Source organism: Variovorax sp. J22G73 (assembly GCF_030317035.1).
Classification (GTDB): Bacteria; Pseudomonadota; Gammaproteobacteria; order Burkholderiales; family Burkholderiaceae_C; genus Variovorax.
In genome coordinates this window covers 545,842-560,838 of sequence record NZ_JASZYK010000004.1, presented here as the reverse complement: position 1 = coordinate 560,838, position 14,997 = coordinate 545,842, and the positions used below count along the sequence as shown (strand labels likewise).

The following is a 14,997-nucleotide window of genomic DNA, read 5'->3' as shown; positions in this document are numbered from 1 at the left end:
GCCGCCGCCGCGTTGCCTCATGCTCACCATCTACAACGACCAGCACGTTCTTCACCAGGGCAAAGTCGAGATGTTCCGTGGCGAACTCGTGCCGTGCTTCGAGGTGCCGGCGCGCGTCGACCACGTGAAGCACGAGCTGGAGCGCCGCGCGCTCGGCCCGCTGCAATTGCCCGATGCCTTCGACGAGGCGCTGCTGGCCAAAGTGCATGCGCCGCGCTACCTGGACTTCATCGCGCATGCCTGGGACGAGTGGGTGGCGCTGGACCCGGCCAACGCGACGCGCGACGCGCTGCCTTCGTACTGGCCCACGCGCGGCATGCGCACCGACGTGTTGCCGAAGAGTTTTCCGGCGCGCATGGGGTTGTTTTCTTTCGACGCCGGCACGCCGCTGATGGCCGGCAGCTGGGCGGCGGCGCGGCACGGCGCGGCCTGCGCATGGACCGCGGCGCAGCGCGTGGCCGGCGGCGAGCGCGCGGCCTTCGCGCTGACCCGCCCGCCGGGGCATCACGCCGGGGCCGACTTCTTCGGCGGCTACTGCTTCGTCAACAACGCGGCCGTCGCGGCCCAGGCGCTGCGCGACACCGGCGTGGAGCGCGTGGCCGTGCTCGATGTGGACTACCACCACGGCAACGGCACACAGGCCATCTTCTACGGGCGCGACGACGTGCACTTCGCCAGCCTGCACGGCGACCCGCTGACCGACTACCCGTACTACCTGGGCCACGCCGACGAGCGCGGCGAGGGCCGGGGCGAAGGCTTCAACCACAACCTGCCGCTGCCGCGCGGCACCGGCTTCGCCGCCTGGCGCGCGGCGCTGAAGACCGCGCTGGCGCGCATCGCCGAGGTGAAGGCCGGCGCGCTGGTGGTGTCGCTCGGTGTCGACACCTTCGAGGGCGACCCGATTTCCGGCTTCAAGTTGAAGAGCGACGACTACCTGCGCATGGGCGAAGACCTGGCGCGCGCCGGCTTGCCGACCGTGTTCGTGTTCGAGGGCGGCTATGCGGTGGCCGAGGTGGGGGTCAATGCGGTCAATGTGCTGGAAGGCTTTGCGCAGGCGTAGCTGGCTGGCTGTCGGCTGATGGCCGACAGGCAACAGACAAGCAGCCGTGTGACGCGCAGGCGACTCGGATCGCCGGAATGGCCTTGTTTCAGCCGGGCAATCAGGGCCGCCCCGATTGCCTTTGCCGACCCGGCAAGGCCCAATCAGCGCTTCTTTTAGTCAGGATCCAGTCAGCCATGCTGCGCCGCTCTTCTTTCCTCTGTGCCGCCACGCTTGCCGCGTGCGGTCTCGTTTCCCCGCTGGCGGCTTTCGCTCAAGCTTTTCCCGCCAAGCCCATCAAGCTGGTCATCGCCTTCCCGGCCGGCGGCCCGACCGACATCACCATGCGCCAGCTCGCGGACAACGCGAGCAAGATCCTCGGCCAGCCCGTGATCATCGACAACAAGCCCGGCGCCGGCGGCACGCTGCCCGCGCAGGCGCTGCAGACCTCGCAGCCCGACGGCTACACCGTCGCGCAGATCCCGCTGGGCGTGTTCCGCCTGGGCTACACCACCAAGATCAACTGGGACCCGCTGAAGGACATCACGTACGTGCTGAACGTCACCGGCTATGCCTTCGGCATCGTGGTGCCGGCCAACAGCCCCTTCAAGACCTGGGCCGACTTCGTCGCCTACGCCAAGGCCAACCCCGGCAAGCTGACCTACGGTTCCACCGGCAACCTCACCAGCCCGCACCTGACGACCGAGATCGTCGCGCAGAAGGCCGGCATCGAGCTGCAGCACGTGCCCTACAAGGGCAGCGCCGACCTGATGCTCGCGGTGGTCAGCGGCCAGCTGATGGCCGCCGCCGACAGCACCGGCTTCGCGCCGCAGGTCGAGGCCGGCAAGCTGCGCGTGCTGAACACCTGGGGCGAGAAGCGCCTGGCCAAGTTCCCCGATGCACCCACGCTGAAGGAGCTGGGTTACGACGTGGTGCAGAACTCGCCGTTCGGCATCGGCGCCCCCAAGGGCACGCCGCCCGAGGTGGTGAAGAAGCTGCACGACGCGTTCAAGCAGGCGATGGAAGAGCCGAGCTACGTGGCCTCGCTGGGTCGCTACGACATGCTGCCGAACTACATGAGCTCGGCGACGTACACCAAGTTCGCGCAGGACACGGTGGTGAAGGAGAAGGTGGTGATCGAGAAGCTGGGGTTGGCGAAAGAAAAGTGAGGCGCCGGCGGCCAGCCGATTTCTGCGCATTTGTGCGCGCGGTTCGGAATTCGCTGGCGTTTTCTTGATGGCGTCGGATATTAAAGAGAGCTTTAATATGCCGGTCGCCAATTCAAGAAGGCTTTCATTCAATGCGCAGCACCGGCACCTACGCCATTTCCACCACGCTGGGTGAGGCCGTCCAGGCGTTCGTGCCGCATGCGCTGCCCCCGCGCAAGCCTGCATTGGCCGGGGAATCCTTCATCGAGTTGAACCGTGCCGCAGAACTGGCGCTGGCCCGCTTGTCCGGCGTGTCGGGATTGGTTCCGTCGGTGGACTGGCTTCTCTACAGCGCCATCCGCAAGGAAGCGCTGCTCACCTCGCAGATCGAAGGCACCCAGGCCACGCTGGTCGACCTTTTCGACGAAGAGGCCGGCATTGCCGTTCGCAACACGGACGACGTGGAGGAAGTGACCAACTACCTGCGCGCCTTTCGTCTGGTGCAAGACAACCTGCGCGATCCCCAGGGCTTGCCTATCAGCGTGCGGCTGCTTTCCGACGCGCACAGCCTCCTGCTGGACGGCGTGCGCGGGGCAGGCAAGCAGCCCGGCGCGCTGCGCCGCTCGCAGAACTGGATCGGCGGTACGCGACCCGGCAACGCGGTGTTCGTGCCCCCGCCCGCGGAGCGCGTTGCCGCGCTGCTGGCCGACATGGAGCGCTTCATCCACGGAACACCTGCCTCGGAACTGCCACCGTTGGTCAAGATTGCCTTGGTGCATGCGCAGTTCGAGACCATCCATCCCTTTCTCGACGGCAATGGCCGCATCGGCAGGTTGCTGATCGCCGCGCTGCTGGAGCACTGGGCCTTGCTGCCCGAGCCCCTGATGTACCTCAGCGGGTATCTCAAGCAGCACCAGGCGGAGTACTACCGCCGTCTGTCGAACATACGGGCGGAGGGCGACTGGGAGGGGTGGGTCAGCTTCTTCCTCGAAGGCGTGGCCGTTGCCGCAAGCGATGCCGAACGCGGTGTCGTCGCCATTGCGAGCCTTGTGACGTCGGACCGCCGTCGCCTGCTGCAAGACCCCAAGGCCGGGCCGGCCAGCTACAAGCTCTTCGAGTTGTTGCCGTTGATGCCGCGCTTCACGGTGGAGCGGGCTCGGGAAAAGCTGGAAACCAGTTTTCCTACCGCCAACGCCGCGGTGAAGTTGCTTGAGAGCCTGGGCATCGTGGCGGAAGTGACCGGCCAGAAGAAGAACCGCAGCTTCAGCTACCAGTCGTACATCGCGCTGCTCTCGCGCTGATCTCGCTCAGCGCCTCAGCGGCCCGGTGCCGCGATCGCAAACAACTCCTCCACCAACCGCCCCGCCAACTCTCCCTTCACCGGCTCCCCCCCGAACACCAGCCGGAACACGATGGGCGCGATCAGGTGGTCGATCACCTGCTGCGCCTCCGGAGCCCGCTCCCCGCGGGCGCGCGCCTGTTCCACCATCGCTAATGCTTCCTTGCGGCGGTTGCGCAGGCAATCGGTGTCCGCATAGCCGGTGGCCAGCGCGGCCGCGGCCTTCAGCAGCGAGGTGTTGCATGGCTTGGCCAGGTGTTCGATGAGTTCGCGTGCCCAGGCTTCCAGGTCCACGCGGAGCGCGCCGGTGTTCGGCAGCGGCCGGTTCGGGTCGAGCCGGTGCGTGGCAGTTTCCGCCAGCAGGCCCTGCAGGTCGCCCCAGCGCCGGTAGATGCTGGAGGCGCTCACGCCCGCGCGCTCGGCCACGGCCGGCACGGTGACCCGCTCGCGCCCCTGCTCGGCCACGAGTTCTTCGAGCGCGGTGCGCACCAGCGCCTGCACCTGCGCGCTGCGCCCGCCGGGGCGCTTGCCCGGAGCGCTCGGAAGGGGGGCGTTGGAAGTGACAGTGGAACCCGGAGAAATGGCGACGTCGTTCATGTTTCGGACTTTAACGCAAAGATATTTGCTTTAGCTGCTTCTCAAGCCTAGAATCACAAAAGCAAAAAAAGTTGCATTAAGGATCCGACATGCCCTCCACCTGCCCCGACCTCGCCGCCAGCACCGCCGCCCTGGCTGCTCGCGCCAAGCCAAGGCGCGTGCCCGCGAACGTGGCCTTCGTGTTGCTCGCGACGGTGCTGTTCGCCTTTTTCTTTGCCGCCAGCGCGCCGTCGCCGCTGTTCGTGGTGTTCCAGCATGCCTGGCATTTCTCGTCGTCGATGCTGACGGTGGCCTTCGCGATCTACGCGATTGCGTTGCTGCTGTCGCTGCTGGTCGCCGGCTCGGTGTCGGACCACATCGGGCGCCGCCCGGTGGTGCTGGCGGCGCTGGTGCTGCAAGCGGTGGCGATGGGCCTTTTCCTCTTGGCGAACGACATCGGCGGGCTGATCGTCGCGCGGGTGGTGCAGGGCGTGGCCACGGGCATCGCGAGCGGGGCGCTGAGCGCGGCGGTGGTCGAGGCGGCGCCGGCCTCGCGCAAGCGGCTGGGCGCGCTCATCACCAGCGTGTCGCCGCTGGCCGGCCTGGCGGTGGGGGCGCTGCTGACGGGCATTGCCGTGAAGTTCTCCGTGCAGCCGGTGCTGTGGGTGTTCGGCGGCCTGGCCCTGGTGTTCGCGGCGGGTGCGGTGGTGGTGCTGTGGATGCCCGAAACGGTCACGCCGCGCGCCGGCGCGCTGGCCTCGCTGGTGCCGCGCGTGTCCATTCCCGTGAAGGCGCGGGCCGAGTTCGTGCGCGGCCTGCCGGTGTTCATCGCGGTGTGGGCGCTGGGCGGGCTGTTCCTGTCGCTGGCGCCCTCGCTGATGCTGCATGTGTTCGGCGTCGACAACGGCGTGGTCAACGGGTTGACGGTGGCGGTGCTCTCCGGCATGGGCGCCATCGCGCCGACGCTGCTCGGACGCTTCGCGGCGCCGCGGCCGGCCATGTTCGGCATGGCGAGCATGGTGATCGGGCTGGCGCTGCTGCTGGCGTCGCTGGCCACGCGCTCGCTGGCGCTGTTCTTCGTGGGCACGGCGGTGGCGGGCATCGGCTTCGGCGGCGCGTTCTCGGCGCTGGTGCAAACGCTGGCGCCGCTGGCGCAGTCGCACGAACGCGGCGAGCTGTTCGCGGCGATCTTCGTGGTGAGCTATCTGGCGTTCAGCCTGCCCGCGATGCTCGCGGGCTTCCTGGTCGCGCCGCTGGGCTTGCTGAACACCGCCCAAGGCTATGCCGCGGTGCTGTTGCTGATCGCGGCCTTCGGCACCTGGCGGCAGACCGCGGCGCTGGCCGGCAAAGGGCGCGCATTGCCGGTCAGCGAGTAGTCAGCCTTGTGTGGTCGAGCACCTGCCACAGAAATGCGGAGGCAGTCAAACCTAAGTCCCTTCGCGAAATTAAGTGTTAACCCTATGTAATTCGTACGTCTTCACTCGAAACAAGACTTGGGGCATCCCGAGGCAGCAAGGCCCGGGCTTTGACAGTCGCGCCGCAGGCCGGCGCGGCAATTCCCCTTTCTTGGAGTGACGAATGAAAAAATCCCTGCTTGTTCTGGCTGCCCTGGCGGCCTGCGGTGCCGCGTCGGCGCAATCGACCGTGACCCTGTTCGGCGTGGTTGATGCTGCCGTGCGCAACGTAGCGAACAAGAGCGTGTCGACGAATGTGTTCGGCCCCGGCTACAGCGTGAAAGCGAGCCGCACCGAACTGGCCAACTCGGGCCTGAGCTCCAGCCGCCTCGGCTTCCGCGGCGTGGAAGACCTGGGCGGCGGCCTGTCGGCCAGCTTCTGGCTCGAAGCCCCGATCACCAACGACGATGGCGCCACCGGCATCTCCAGCTTCAGCCGCCGCTCCACCGTGAGCCTGGCCGGCAGCTTCGGCGAGATTCGCCTGGGCCGCGACAAGACGACCACGGTGCTGAACGAAGAGCAGTTCGACCCCTTCGCCGACACCGGCATCGGCGGCTCGCTGATCATCGACGCCAACGAAACCAGCGTCTCGGGCACCGGCTACGGCAGCAACAGCACCTACAAGCGCGCCGGCAACATGGTGCAGTACTACCTGCCGCGCAACCTGGGCGGCTTCTACGGCAACGTGGGCTACGCGCTGCATGAGAACACCCGCACCTCGGCCAGCTTCGCCACTGCCGCCTCCACCGACACCGGCCGCCACATCGGCGGGCGCATCGGCTACGCGGCCGGCCCGCTCGACGTGGCCGCCAGCTACGCGCAGAACGACACCAGCTTCACGACCGGCACCGGTGCCGCCGCCGTGGCGCGTCCGGGCAAGGTCAAGACCTTCAACCTCGGCGCGACCTACGACTTCGGCGTGGCCAAGCTGTTCGGCGAGTACTCGCGTTCGAAGGACCAGCGCGACCCGCTCAACCCCTTCACCGTGGTGCCCGACGTGGACCTCACCGGCTACCTGATCGGCGTGATGGTGCCGATCGGCCCGGGCCAGATCCGCGCTTCGTACTCGCAGGTCAAGTACGACTTCAACCGCGTGCCGACGCTGTTCGGCGTCAACCCCGCCGACCCCAAGGCCAACAAGCTGGCGGTGGGCTACGTGCACAACCTGTCGAAGCGCACGGCGCTCTACGCCACGGTGGCGCGCGTGAGCAACAAGAACGGCGCGGGCCTCACGATCGGCGCCGGCCCGTCGTTCAGCACCACGTTCAACGGCACGGCGCTGCAGGCCAAGTCGTCGATGGGCTACGAGTTCGGCATTCGCCACGCCTTCTAAGGCGCGGCCCGGTCTTCACTGTTTCTCCAAGGTCCTTCATCGGTCCTTTTCAGCCCGCCTCGTGCGGGCTTTTTTTTCGCCTGCGTGTTGTTTCTTTGCCTCGGTGCATCACGCATTCAGCGGCAATTGAACGTCCGGTCGACGCCGGTTCAAGTCCGTTCGCGAACAGCCAGCACCGCGCGCGCCGCTTCTGCGAACCCGGCGCCGCGCTCGCCCTGCGTCACATAGCGCGGCAGGTGCTCCAGCTGCGGCACGAAGCGCGCCACGTTGGCCACGCCGATGCTGTGCGCGAAGCTGCGGAACATCAGCTGGTCGTTGGTGGAGTCGCCCACGTAGGCCCAGCGGTCCATCTCGTCGTCCAGCGCGCGGCCCCACAGCTCGCGCACGATCCAGCGCGCGCCCTCGAGCTTGTCGTTGTCGCCGTACCAGCCGTTGATGTGGATGCTGCTCACCGTGGCGTGCATGCCTTCGCCGCGCATCAGCGCGACCACCTGCGCGACGGTGGCGTCGCTCAGCTGCACGAACTCGCTGTGGTCGATGGCGATGTCGGTCTCGCGCCCCGGCGAGTCGGTGGCGCGCGCGGCGCCCGGAATCTCGCGCTCGATGCGCGCCAGCACGGCCTGCATGCGCGCGAAGTTGGCGGCGCGCGTGGCGGCGTCCTGCTGGTAGCGCTTCTCGACCTGGCCGTCGGCCGTGGGCAGCAGCGCCACCGCGCCGTTCTCCGCCACGATGGCATCGACCGGCCAGCTGTTGACGAAGGGCAGGCTCCAGCCCACCGGCCGTCCGGTGATCGCCACCACCGACAGCCCCGCGGCCTTGAGGTCGGCCAGCGCCTGCAATGCGTCGGGCGTGATCGCGCCTTCGTGCGTCAGCGTGTCGTCGATGTCGGTGAACACGCCGACGAGCGCGCCGCGCGCGGCGGCCTCCCATCGGGCCAGCGGCAGCAGGTGGTGGGGGGAGGAGGGCAGGGAAGAAGACAAGGACGAAGAAGACGAAGACAAGGGCGAAGCTGGCATGGAAAGGAATCCGTGGGGAGCCGCGAATCGTACCGGCGCATTCGTGTAGCATCCCGCCCCCCGTCACCCACCCTGCGCCACAGGGGCCGGTGCGGCGCCTGACTGATTCCATGCCACACATCCTCGTCGACCGACTCCTCAAGACCTACCGCATCTCCGAGCGCGACCCCGGCGTGATGGGCGCGCTGCGCGGGCTCGTGCAGCGCCGCCATCGCACGGTGGAGGCGCTGTCGGGCGTGTCGTTTTCGCTGGAGCGCGGCGAGCTGCTGGGCTTCATCGGGCCGAACGGCGCGGGCAAGTCGACCACCATCAAGATCCTCGCGGGCATCCTGCGGCCCGACGGCGGGCGCGTGGAAGTCGACGGGCGCGACCCCTTCGCCGACCGCGAGCGCCACGTGGCGCGCATCGGCGTGGTCTTCGGCCAGCGCACGCAGCTGTGGTGGGACCTGCCGGTGGGCGACGGCTTCGACCTGCTGCGCGACATCTACCGGGTGGACCCGGTGCGCTACCGCCGCACGCGCGACGAGCTGGTCGCGCTGCTGCACCTGGAGCGCGTGCTCGACCAGCCGGTGCGCCAGCTGTCGCTGGGCCAGCGCATGCGCGCGGAGATCGCGGCGGCGCTGCTGCACGAGCCCGACATCGTGTTCCTCGACGAGCCGACCATCGGCCTGGATGCGCCCTCGAAACTGGCCGTGCGCGACTTCGTGCGCCGCGCCAACCGCGAGCGCGGCACCACCGTGCTGCTGACCACGCACGACATGCACGACATCGAGGCGCTGGCGCGGCGCGTGATCATCATCGGCCACGGCCGCGTGCTGGCCGACAGCCCGGTCGAGGCGCTGCGCGCGCAGGTGATGGCCGAGCGCAGGCTGGTGGTCGACTTTGCACCGCACGCGCAACTGCCCCTGCAGGTGGACGGCGCCCGCGTGCACTCGCGCGACGGCCAGACGCTGGTGCTCGACTTCGACCCGGCCGTGACCGCCGCGCCCGCGCTCATCGCGCGCATCGCGGGCGCGCACGCGGTGGAAGACATTCGCCTGGAAGGCCTGGCGATCGAGGCCGTCATCGCGCGCTTCTATGCCATGCACGGAGCCGGCGAAGCGTGACGCCGCACGACCTCGCCCGCCCCTACGTCGCGGCCTTCGCGTCGCGCTTCCTGCAGATGCTGCAGTACCGCACCGCCGCGCTCGCGGGCTTTGCCACGCAGTGCTGGTGGGGCGGCATCAAGGTGATGGTGTTCGCGGCCTTCTACGGCGGCACGGCCATCGCGGGCGCGAGCGCGTCGATGTCGCTCCCGCAGGCCATCACCTACACCTGGCTGGCCCAGGGGCTGCTCGTGCTGCTGCCCTGGCTGGGCGACCCGGAAGTGGCGCAGGCCGTGCGCACCGGCTCCGTGGCGTACGACCGGCTGCGCCCGGTGGACGCCTACGCGCTGTGGTTCGCGCGCAGCGCCGGCTGGATCGCCGCGCGCGTGCTGCCCCGCGTGGCGCTGATGGCGGCTTTCGCCGCGGTCGCGTTGCCGCTGGCGGGCTTGAACGAATGGGCGTGGCAGCTTCCGGCGAATGCCGCCGCGGGGCTCGCCTTCGTGCTGTCGACGCTGCTCGCGCTGCTGTTGTCGGCCTCGATGGTGATGCTGCTCAACGTGGCGGCCACGGCGGCGCTGAACGAGCGCGGCATCAGCGCGGTGGCGACGCCGGTGGTCATCGTGTTCTCGGGCAACCTGCTGCCGCTCGCCCTGCTGCCGGACGGCTGGCAGACCGCGTTGCTGCTGCAGCCGCTGGCCGGGCTGATGGACATTCCGGCGCGGCTGTATTTCGGCCAGCTGAGCGGCTGGCACGCGGTGGGCGGGCTGGGCCTGCAGTGCTTCTGGACCGTGGTGCTGGTCGCGGCGGGGCGCTTCGCGATGGGGCGCACGATGCGCAGTCTTCAGATCCAGGGGGGCTGACATGGGCACCCTCCCTCTCTTCTTCCGGCTGGTCAGGGCCTCCCTTGGCGCCCAGGCCCGCTACCCCGCTTCGGCGCTGATGCTGACGGTCGGCCAGTTCCTGGGCACCGGCATCGAGGTGGTCGCCGTGTGGGCGCTGTTCCATCGCTTCGGCGAGGTGCAGGGCTGGCGCATCGGCGAGGTCGCGCTGTTCTATGGCCTGGTGAACTGCATGTTCGCGCTGGCCGACGCCATGGGCCGCGGCTTCGACGTGCTGGGCACCGAGTTTTTGCGCACCGGCGCCTTCGACCGCCTGCTGCTGCGCCCGCGCCCGCTCGCGCTGCAGTTGATGGGCAACGACTTCCGCATCAGCCGTGCGGGCCGGCTGCTGCAGGGCGTGGCGGTGATGGCGTTCGGCACGGTACAGGCGGGCGTGGCGTGGACGCCGGGCGCCGTGGCCGTCGCGCTGTTCGCGTTGGCCGGCGGCGTGGCGCTGTTCCTGGGCATTCTGGTGCTGCAGGGCACGCTGTCGTTCTGGACCGTCGAAAGCCTGGAGGTCGCGAACGTGCTGACCTACGGCGGCGTGCAGGCGGCGCAGTACCCGCTGGCGCTCTATGCGCGGTGGTTTCGCCGCGTGCTGACCTTCGTGGTGCCGCTGGCCTGCGTGGCCTATTACCCGGTGCTGGCGATCCTGGAAAAGGTCGATCCGCTGGGGGCGCCCGCATGGGTGGGCTGGGTGTCGCCGCTCGCGGGCTTCGTGTTTCTCGCGGCGGCGTTCGGGGCGTGGCGCTTCGGGCTGCGCCACTACGCGTCGACGGGGAGCTGAGCCCCGCCGGCCTGCGTCAGCCGGCGTTCTGCAGCGCCAGCCCCGCGTGCTCGCGCAGCGGGTGGAAGTGGATCTTCGGGAACCGCTCCTGCGCCAGCCGCACGTCGTACGGCGAGGTGCACAGGAAGGCCAGCGTGTCGGCCGCGTCCTTGGCCATGCGCACCGGGTAGGCATTGACGAACTCGCGCAGCTCGGCCGGGGTGTCGGCCGTGATCCAGCGCGCGCCGGTGTACTGGCAGCCTTCGAGCCGCACGTCGGCGTCGTACTCGGCCTTCAGGCGGTGCTGCACCACTTCAAACTGCAGCTGGCCGACCGCGCCCAGCAGCATCGGCCCGCCGACCTCGGGGCGGAACACCTGGATGGCGCCTTCCTCGCCGAGCTGGGCCAGGCCCTGCTGCAGCTGCTTGGTGCGCAGCGGATTCTTCAGGATCACCGTCATGAACAGCTCCGGCGCGAAGAAGGGCAGGCCGGTGAACTGCAGGCTCGCGCCGTCGGTGATGGTGTCGCCCAGCTGCACGCCGCCGTGCGTGGTGAAGCCCACGATGTCGCCCGCGTAGGCCTCTTCCACCGCCTCGCGGCGCTGGCTCATGAAGGTCACCACGCTGGTGGGGCGCAGCTCCTTCGAGGTGCGCTGCACCTTCAGCTTCATGCCCGGCGTGTACTTGCCCGAGGCCATGCGCACGAAGGCGATGCGGTCGCGGTGGTTGGCGTCCATGTTGGCCTGCACCTTGAAGACCACGCCCGCGAAGTCCTTGTCCTCGGGCTGGATCTCCTTCACCACCGGCTGGCGGTTGACCACCGTGGTGCTGGTGCGCGACTGCGGCGAGGGCGCCAGGTCGACCAGCGCATCGAGCACTTCCATCACGCCGAAGTTGTTCACGCCCGAGCCGAAGAACACCGGCGTCTGCTTGCCTGCCAAGAAGGCCTCGCGGTCCCAGGTGGGCGAGGCGCCGGTGACCAGCTCCATGCTGTCCATGGCGCTGTCGAAGTCGGCGCCGAAGCGCTTGGTGAGCGTTTCGCGCTCGCTCAGCGGAATGGTCTCGAAGTCGTGCGGCAGGCGCTCGCTGCCCGACTCGAACACCGTCATGGCCTGCGTGCGCAGGTTCATGATCCCGCGGAAGCTCTTGCCCTGGCCCACGGGCCAGGTCATGGGCACGCAGGGCATGCCGAGCTCGCGCTCCACTTCGTCCAGGATGTCCAGCGGCTCGCGCACTTCGCGGTCCATCTTGTTCACGAAGGTGATGATGGGCGTGTCGCGCTGGCGGCAGACCTCGATGAGCCGGCGCGTCTGCGCTTCCACGCCGTTGGCCGCATCGATCACCATCAGGGCCGAGTCGACGGCGGTGAGCACGCGGTAAGTGTCTTCGGAGAAGTCCTTGTGGCCGGGCGTGTCGAGCAGGTTGATGACGTGGTCGCGGTACAGCATCTGCATGACCGACGAGGCCACCGAGATGCCGCGCTGCTTTTCGATTTCCATCCAGTCGGAGGTGGCGTGGCGCGAGGCCTTGCGCGCCTTCACCGAGCCGGCGATCTGGATCGCGCCGGAGAAAAGCAGCAGCTTCTCGGTCAGCGTGGTCTTGCCGGCGTCAGGGTGGGAAATGATCGCGAAGGTGCGACGGCGGCGGGTTTCGGCGAGAAAAGACAAGGTGGGCAATCTGCGGGGGGAATGCCGCGATTTTAGGAGGGCGCGAATTTCCGCCTGCCGCGGCGAGGCAAAGCGGCCTGTTGATGGCCACCCCATGTCCGCCGCGGGTTCAGGCGGTTCCGGCGGCTCAGCTGTCCAGGTGAGGCGCGGTGTGCGCCGCGATGGCATCGACGATCTGCGGCCACATGGCCACCGGCAGCGCATGCCCCATGCGCGGAATGCGCAGCAGCTTCGCCCCCGCGATCGCGTCGGCCACGTCCACCCCGCAGGCCACCGGCACCAGCGGGTCGGCCTCGCCGTGGATCACCAGCGTGGGCACCTGCACGCCGCGCAGCGCGGGCTTGCGGTTGCCCGAGGCCAGGATGGCCGCGAGCTGGCGCGCCACGCCCGGCGGGTTGAGCCCGCGCAGGAACACGAGCTGCGCGCGCTCGGTGTCGCGCGCCTCGTCCAGCGGAAAGGCCGAAGGCCCGCGCAGCACGCGCCACACCTTGGCGTAGTGCGGCAGGTACGCCTCGAAGGTGGTCGGGGAGGGCGAGAACAGCACCGCCATCGCCTCGGGCGTGGGCGGCGGCAGGGTCGGGTCGCCGGTGGTCGACATGATGCTGGTGAACGACAGCATCCGGTGCGCATGGTGAATGCACATCTCCTGCCCGATGGCGCCGCCCATCGACGCACCCACGATGTGCGCGCGCGCAATGCCCAGCGCGTCGAGCAGGCCGACGCAGTCGCCGGCCATGTCGCGCAGGGTGTAGGGCGCGTGCAGCATGCGCCCCGCCATGGCCTGCTGCATCAGCAGCTGGATGTCGGGCACGCCGAGCTCGGTCAGGTAGCTCGAGTGGCCGATGTCGCGGTTGTCGAAGCGGATCACGCGGTGGCCGCCGGCTTCGGCGAGCAGGGCGCAGAAGTCGTCGTCCCACGCGACCATCTGCGCGCCCAGGCCCATCACCAGCAGCAGCGGCGACGCATCGGGGTCGCCGAAGCTGTCCCAGGCAAGCTCGATGCCGTGCACGCGCGTGCGCTGCTCGACGCGGGGCGGGGCTGCGGCCATGGCGTGTCCTCGGTGGGTGTCTGCGCTGCGCCTTACTTGCGCTGCAGCAGCTTGGTCACCTCGTCCACGTTCGACTGGATGCGCTGGCGCACCACGTCGAAGGCGTCGGCCTGCGACTTGGCCGCAAGGTTGGCCAGCTCCTTGATGTCGTCGATGGCGCGCTGGAACGACTGGCGGCCGAGCTCGTCGAGCTTGGCGAGGTTTTCCTTCGGGTCCTTGCCGGGCATGCCCTTGGCGGCGCTCTGCCATTCGGTGATGGCATGCTTGATCATCTCGGTCTGCCGCTGCACCACGGTCTGCAGGCCCTGGTAGGACTTTTCGTTGGCTTCCATCAGCGCCTGCAGGTCCTTGCGGCCGCTGTCCAGCAGCTTGCCGGCACCGCCCGTCAGGTTGAGGTTCTGCAGCCGGTCGGCCATGCCCTTCAGCGGATTGAGCATGTCCGCGGCGTTCGGCATCGCCTGCTTTGCACCGGCGGTGCTGTCGCTGCTGGAGGTGGTCTTCTTGGCGGCGGCTTTCTTGGCAGTGGCCATGGTGCGAAATCTCCTGTTTGGACGGATGAACGGACTGGACGGATAGGACGGATGGGATGGCGCGGGCCCGGCCCGCAGGCCGAAGTCCCTCGCCACAAGTCCCTCGCCACGATACGCCGCGCAGGCACGCCGCACGTTGCCGCCGCGGCAAAAATGCGTGCGGGATTTCCCTTGGGTGTCCAGGTCCTCGAGTGTTCGAGGCGTCGGTCGACGGGCCCTGCTTGCGGCCCGCCCGCCCGCTCACATCGGCGGTGCGAAGCCGTTGCGACCGGCCGTGACGCGCAGCGCCGTGGGCGTGCCGTTCTTTTCCTGCGCGTTGACCATGACCTTGGCGCCGGGCACCAGCAGGGCCTCGGTGCCGGGGCGGAAGGTGACCACCGGCGCGTCGGGCGGCACGATGACGGTCTTTTCGCCGCCCTTGTAGGTCAGGCGCAGCTGCTGGCCGCCATGCACGGACTTGGGGGCGGCCGCCAGGTCGGCGACGGTGGCGTTGGTCATGGTGCTGTCGGGCAGCAGGTCCCAGGGGCGGTGGCCTTCGCCGGTGCCGCGCGCGGCCTCGGGGAACACCACCACCTCGATGGCCTTCTGCGTGCCGTCGGCCTGCGGCATGGCGGCGGTGCCGATGAAGCTGCCGCGCTTGATGTCGGACAGCTTGATGCGATAGACCTCCGACACCGGCATGTCGGCCGGCCGCGCGAGGCTGACCACCTCGCCGCCGCGGTCCTGCACCACGAGCGTCTTGGCATCGACGCGCACGATGGTGCCGCGGATGCGGACCTGCTCGGCGTTCTGGGCCGAGGCGAGAACCGGCGCGCCGAGAGCGGCGACGAGCGCGGCGGAGGCCAGCAGGGCCGAGGGGAGTCTGGAGAGCGTGAGCGACATGGGGCGGGGCTTTCTTGGGGGTGGGTGCGAGGGGCGGGGAAGGTGGGGTGAGAAGGCGGGGTCGGGCCAATGTACGCCTGTGCGCGAGAACGCGCTTTCCGTGATGTGGGATACCCGAGCGATTGGCGCGCCCCGGCGCCGCGTCTACAATCCGCCGTTCCGAGGAGCGTTGCAGCGCCATCAGGCGTGAGGCTCGGACCACATCGCAACCACGCTCACCCGCTGTTCTCGCGGTGA

At 69.0% G+C, this 14,997-nt stretch carries 14 protein-coding genes and 1 riboswitch; of the genes, 8 read left to right on the top strand and 6 right to left on the bottom strand.

Translation table 11 applies throughout. From position 1 onward, the window contains the following. Positions 1-19: 19 nt before the first annotated feature. From QTI51_RS19150 to QTI51_RS19140, 3 genes are all read left to right on the top strand, one after another. Entirely contained in the window at positions 20-1,060 is a 1,041-nt protein-coding gene (locus QTI51_RS19150) for a histone deacetylase family protein (protein ID WP_116909552.1), read from the top strand. A gap of 176 nt (positions 1,061-1,236) precedes the next feature. Further along, complete coding sequence (locus QTI51_RS19145) at positions 1,237-2,208, top strand: Bug family tripartite tricarboxylate transporter substrate binding protein (protein WP_116909551.1); 972 nt, start codon at positions 1,237-1,239, stop codon at positions 2,206-2,208. 131 nt (positions 2,209-2,339) lie between these two features. Next, a complete protein-coding gene (locus QTI51_RS19140; RefSeq protein ID WP_116909550.1) occupies positions 2,340-3,488 on the top strand; it encodes a Fic family protein in 1,149 nt (382 codons plus the stop codon). A gap of 14 nt (positions 3,489-3,502) precedes the next feature. On the opposite strand, the gene QTI51_RS19135 is transcribed toward QTI51_RS19140, so the two are convergent. Further along, a complete protein-coding gene (locus QTI51_RS19135) occupies positions 3,503-4,123 on the bottom strand; it encodes a TetR/AcrR family transcriptional regulator (protein ID WP_116909549.1) in 621 nt (206 codons plus the stop codon). Positions 4,124-4,212: 89 nt separating this feature from the next. Here QTI51_RS19135 and QTI51_RS19130 point away from each other — a divergent pair, with 89 nt between their 5' ends. Both QTI51_RS19130 and QTI51_RS19125 read left to right on the top strand, forming a co-directional pair. Then, the gene (locus QTI51_RS19130; protein ID WP_116909548.1) at positions 4,213-5,478 is read left to right on the top strand and encodes an MFS transporter; all 1,266 of its coding nucleotides are present in this window, start codon (positions 4,213-4,215) and stop codon (positions 5,476-5,478) included. Positions 5,479-5,680: 202 nt separating this feature from the next. After that, positions 5,681-6,889, top strand: a complete 1,209-nt coding sequence (locus tag QTI51_RS19125; RefSeq protein ID WP_116909547.1) for a porin — start codon at positions 5,681-5,683, stop codon at positions 6,887-6,889. A 149-nt stretch (positions 6,890-7,038) separates the two neighbouring features. On the opposite strand, the gene QTI51_RS19120 is transcribed toward QTI51_RS19125, so the two are convergent. Then, on the bottom strand, positions 7,039-7,905 hold the full coding sequence (locus QTI51_RS19120; RefSeq protein ID WP_116909546.1) for an HAD-IIB family hydrolase: 867 nt from the start codon (positions 7,903-7,905) through the stop codon (positions 7,039-7,041). A 110-nt stretch (positions 7,906-8,015) separates the two neighbouring features. Between QTI51_RS19120 and QTI51_RS19115 the strand changes: the two genes are divergently transcribed. The 3 genes from QTI51_RS19115 to QTI51_RS19105 are packed head-to-tail and all read left to right on the top strand — an operon-like array spanning position 8,016 to position 10,655. Continuing rightward, positions 8,016-9,011 (top strand): ABC transporter ATP-binding protein, encoded by a 996-nt coding sequence (locus tag QTI51_RS19115; protein ID WP_116909545.1) that lies wholly within the window; start codon positions 8,016-8,018, stop codon positions 9,009-9,011. 56 nt (positions 9,012-9,067) lie between these two features. Beyond that, positions 9,068-9,850, top strand: a complete 783-nt coding sequence (locus tag QTI51_RS19110; RefSeq protein ID WP_371087867.1) for an ABC transporter permease — start codon at positions 9,068-9,070, stop codon at positions 9,848-9,850. Between the two features lies 1 nt (position 9,851). After that, a complete protein-coding gene (locus QTI51_RS19105) occupies positions 9,852-10,655 on the top strand; it encodes an ABC transporter permease (RefSeq protein ID WP_116909543.1) in 804 nt (267 codons plus the stop codon). A gap of 16 nt (positions 10,656-10,671) precedes the next feature. Here QTI51_RS19105 and QTI51_RS19100 read toward each other — a convergent pair whose 3' ends face one another. The 4 genes from QTI51_RS19100 to QTI51_RS19085 form a co-directional block, all read right to left on the bottom strand. Next, positions 10,672-12,300, bottom strand: coding sequence for a peptide chain release factor 3 (locus QTI51_RS19100; RefSeq protein ID WP_286515997.1), 1,629 nt, complete (start codon positions 12,298-12,300; stop codon positions 10,672-10,674). A gap of 127 nt (positions 12,301-12,427) precedes the next feature. Continuing rightward, positions 12,428-13,348: an alpha/beta fold hydrolase gene (locus QTI51_RS19095; protein WP_116909542.1), complete on the bottom strand. Its 921-nt coding sequence runs from the start codon at positions 13,346-13,348 to the stop codon at positions 12,428-12,430. 32 nt (positions 13,349-13,380) lie between these two features. Next, positions 13,381-13,878, bottom strand: a complete 498-nt coding sequence (phaP, locus tag QTI51_RS19090) for a TIGR01841 family phasin (protein ID WP_116909541.1) — start codon at positions 13,876-13,878, stop codon at positions 13,381-13,383. Between the two features lie 240 nt (positions 13,879-14,118). Next, entirely contained in the window at positions 14,119-14,760 is a 642-nt protein-coding gene (locus tag QTI51_RS19085) for a hypothetical protein (protein WP_116909540.1), read from the bottom strand. A 155-nt stretch (positions 14,761-14,915) separates the two neighbouring features. Continuing rightward, a riboswitch (S-adenosyl-L-homocysteine riboswitch) is annotated at positions 14,916-14,984 on the top strand. Positions 14,985-14,997: the final 13 nt, after the last annotated feature.

What these genes read in the sequence shown, in the direction of transcription:
- QTI51_RS19125 (WP_116909547.1), top strand. Translation starts at nt 5,681, where the DNA reads ATGAAAAAATCCCTGCTTGTTCTGGCTGCCCTGGCGGCCTGCGGTGCC.
- QTI51_RS19145 (WP_116909551.1), top strand. Translation starts at nt 1,237, where the DNA reads ATGCTGCGCCGCTCTTCTTTCCTCTGTGCCGCCACGCTTGCCGCGTGC.
- QTI51_RS19115 (WP_116909545.1), top strand. Translation starts at nt 8,016, where the DNA reads ATGCCACACATCCTCGTCGACCGACTCCTCAAGACCTACCGCATCTCC.
- QTI51_RS19140 (WP_116909550.1), top strand. Translation starts at nt 2,340, where the DNA reads ATGCGCAGCACCGGCACCTACGCCATTTCCACCACGCTGGGTGAGGCC.
- QTI51_RS19120 (WP_116909546.1), bottom strand. Translation starts at nt 7,905, where the DNA reads ATGCCAGCTTCGCCCTTGTCTTCGTCTTCTTCGTCCTTGTCTTCTTCC.
- QTI51_RS19095 (WP_116909542.1), bottom strand. Translation starts at nt 13,348, where the DNA reads ATGGCCGCAGCCCCGCCCCGCGTCGAGCAGCGCACGCGCGTGCACGGC.
- QTI51_RS19150 (WP_116909552.1), top strand. Translation starts at nt 20, where the DNA reads ATGCTCACCATCTACAACGACCAGCACGTTCTTCACCAGGGCAAAGTC.
- QTI51_RS19105 (WP_116909543.1), top strand. Translation starts at nt 9,852, where the DNA reads ATGGGCACCCTCCCTCTCTTCTTCCGGCTGGTCAGGGCCTCCCTTGGC.
- QTI51_RS19135 (WP_116909549.1), bottom strand. Translation starts at nt 4,123, where the DNA reads ATGAACGACGTCGCCATTTCTCCGGGTTCCACTGTCACTTCCAACGCC.
- QTI51_RS19130 (WP_116909548.1), top strand. Translation starts at nt 4,213, where the DNA reads ATGCCCTCCACCTGCCCCGACCTCGCCGCCAGCACCGCCGCCCTGGCT.
- phaP (WP_116909541.1), bottom strand. Translation starts at nt 13,878, where the DNA reads ATGGCCACTGCCAAGAAAGCCGCCGCCAAGAAGACCACCTCCAGCAGC.
- QTI51_RS19110 (WP_371087867.1), top strand. Translation starts at nt 9,068, where the DNA reads ATGCTGCAGTACCGCACCGCCGCGCTCGCGGGCTTTGCCACGCAGTGC.
- QTI51_RS19085 (WP_116909540.1), bottom strand. Translation starts at nt 14,760, where the DNA reads ATGTCGCTCACGCTCTCCAGACTCCCCTCGGCCCTGCTGGCCTCCGCC.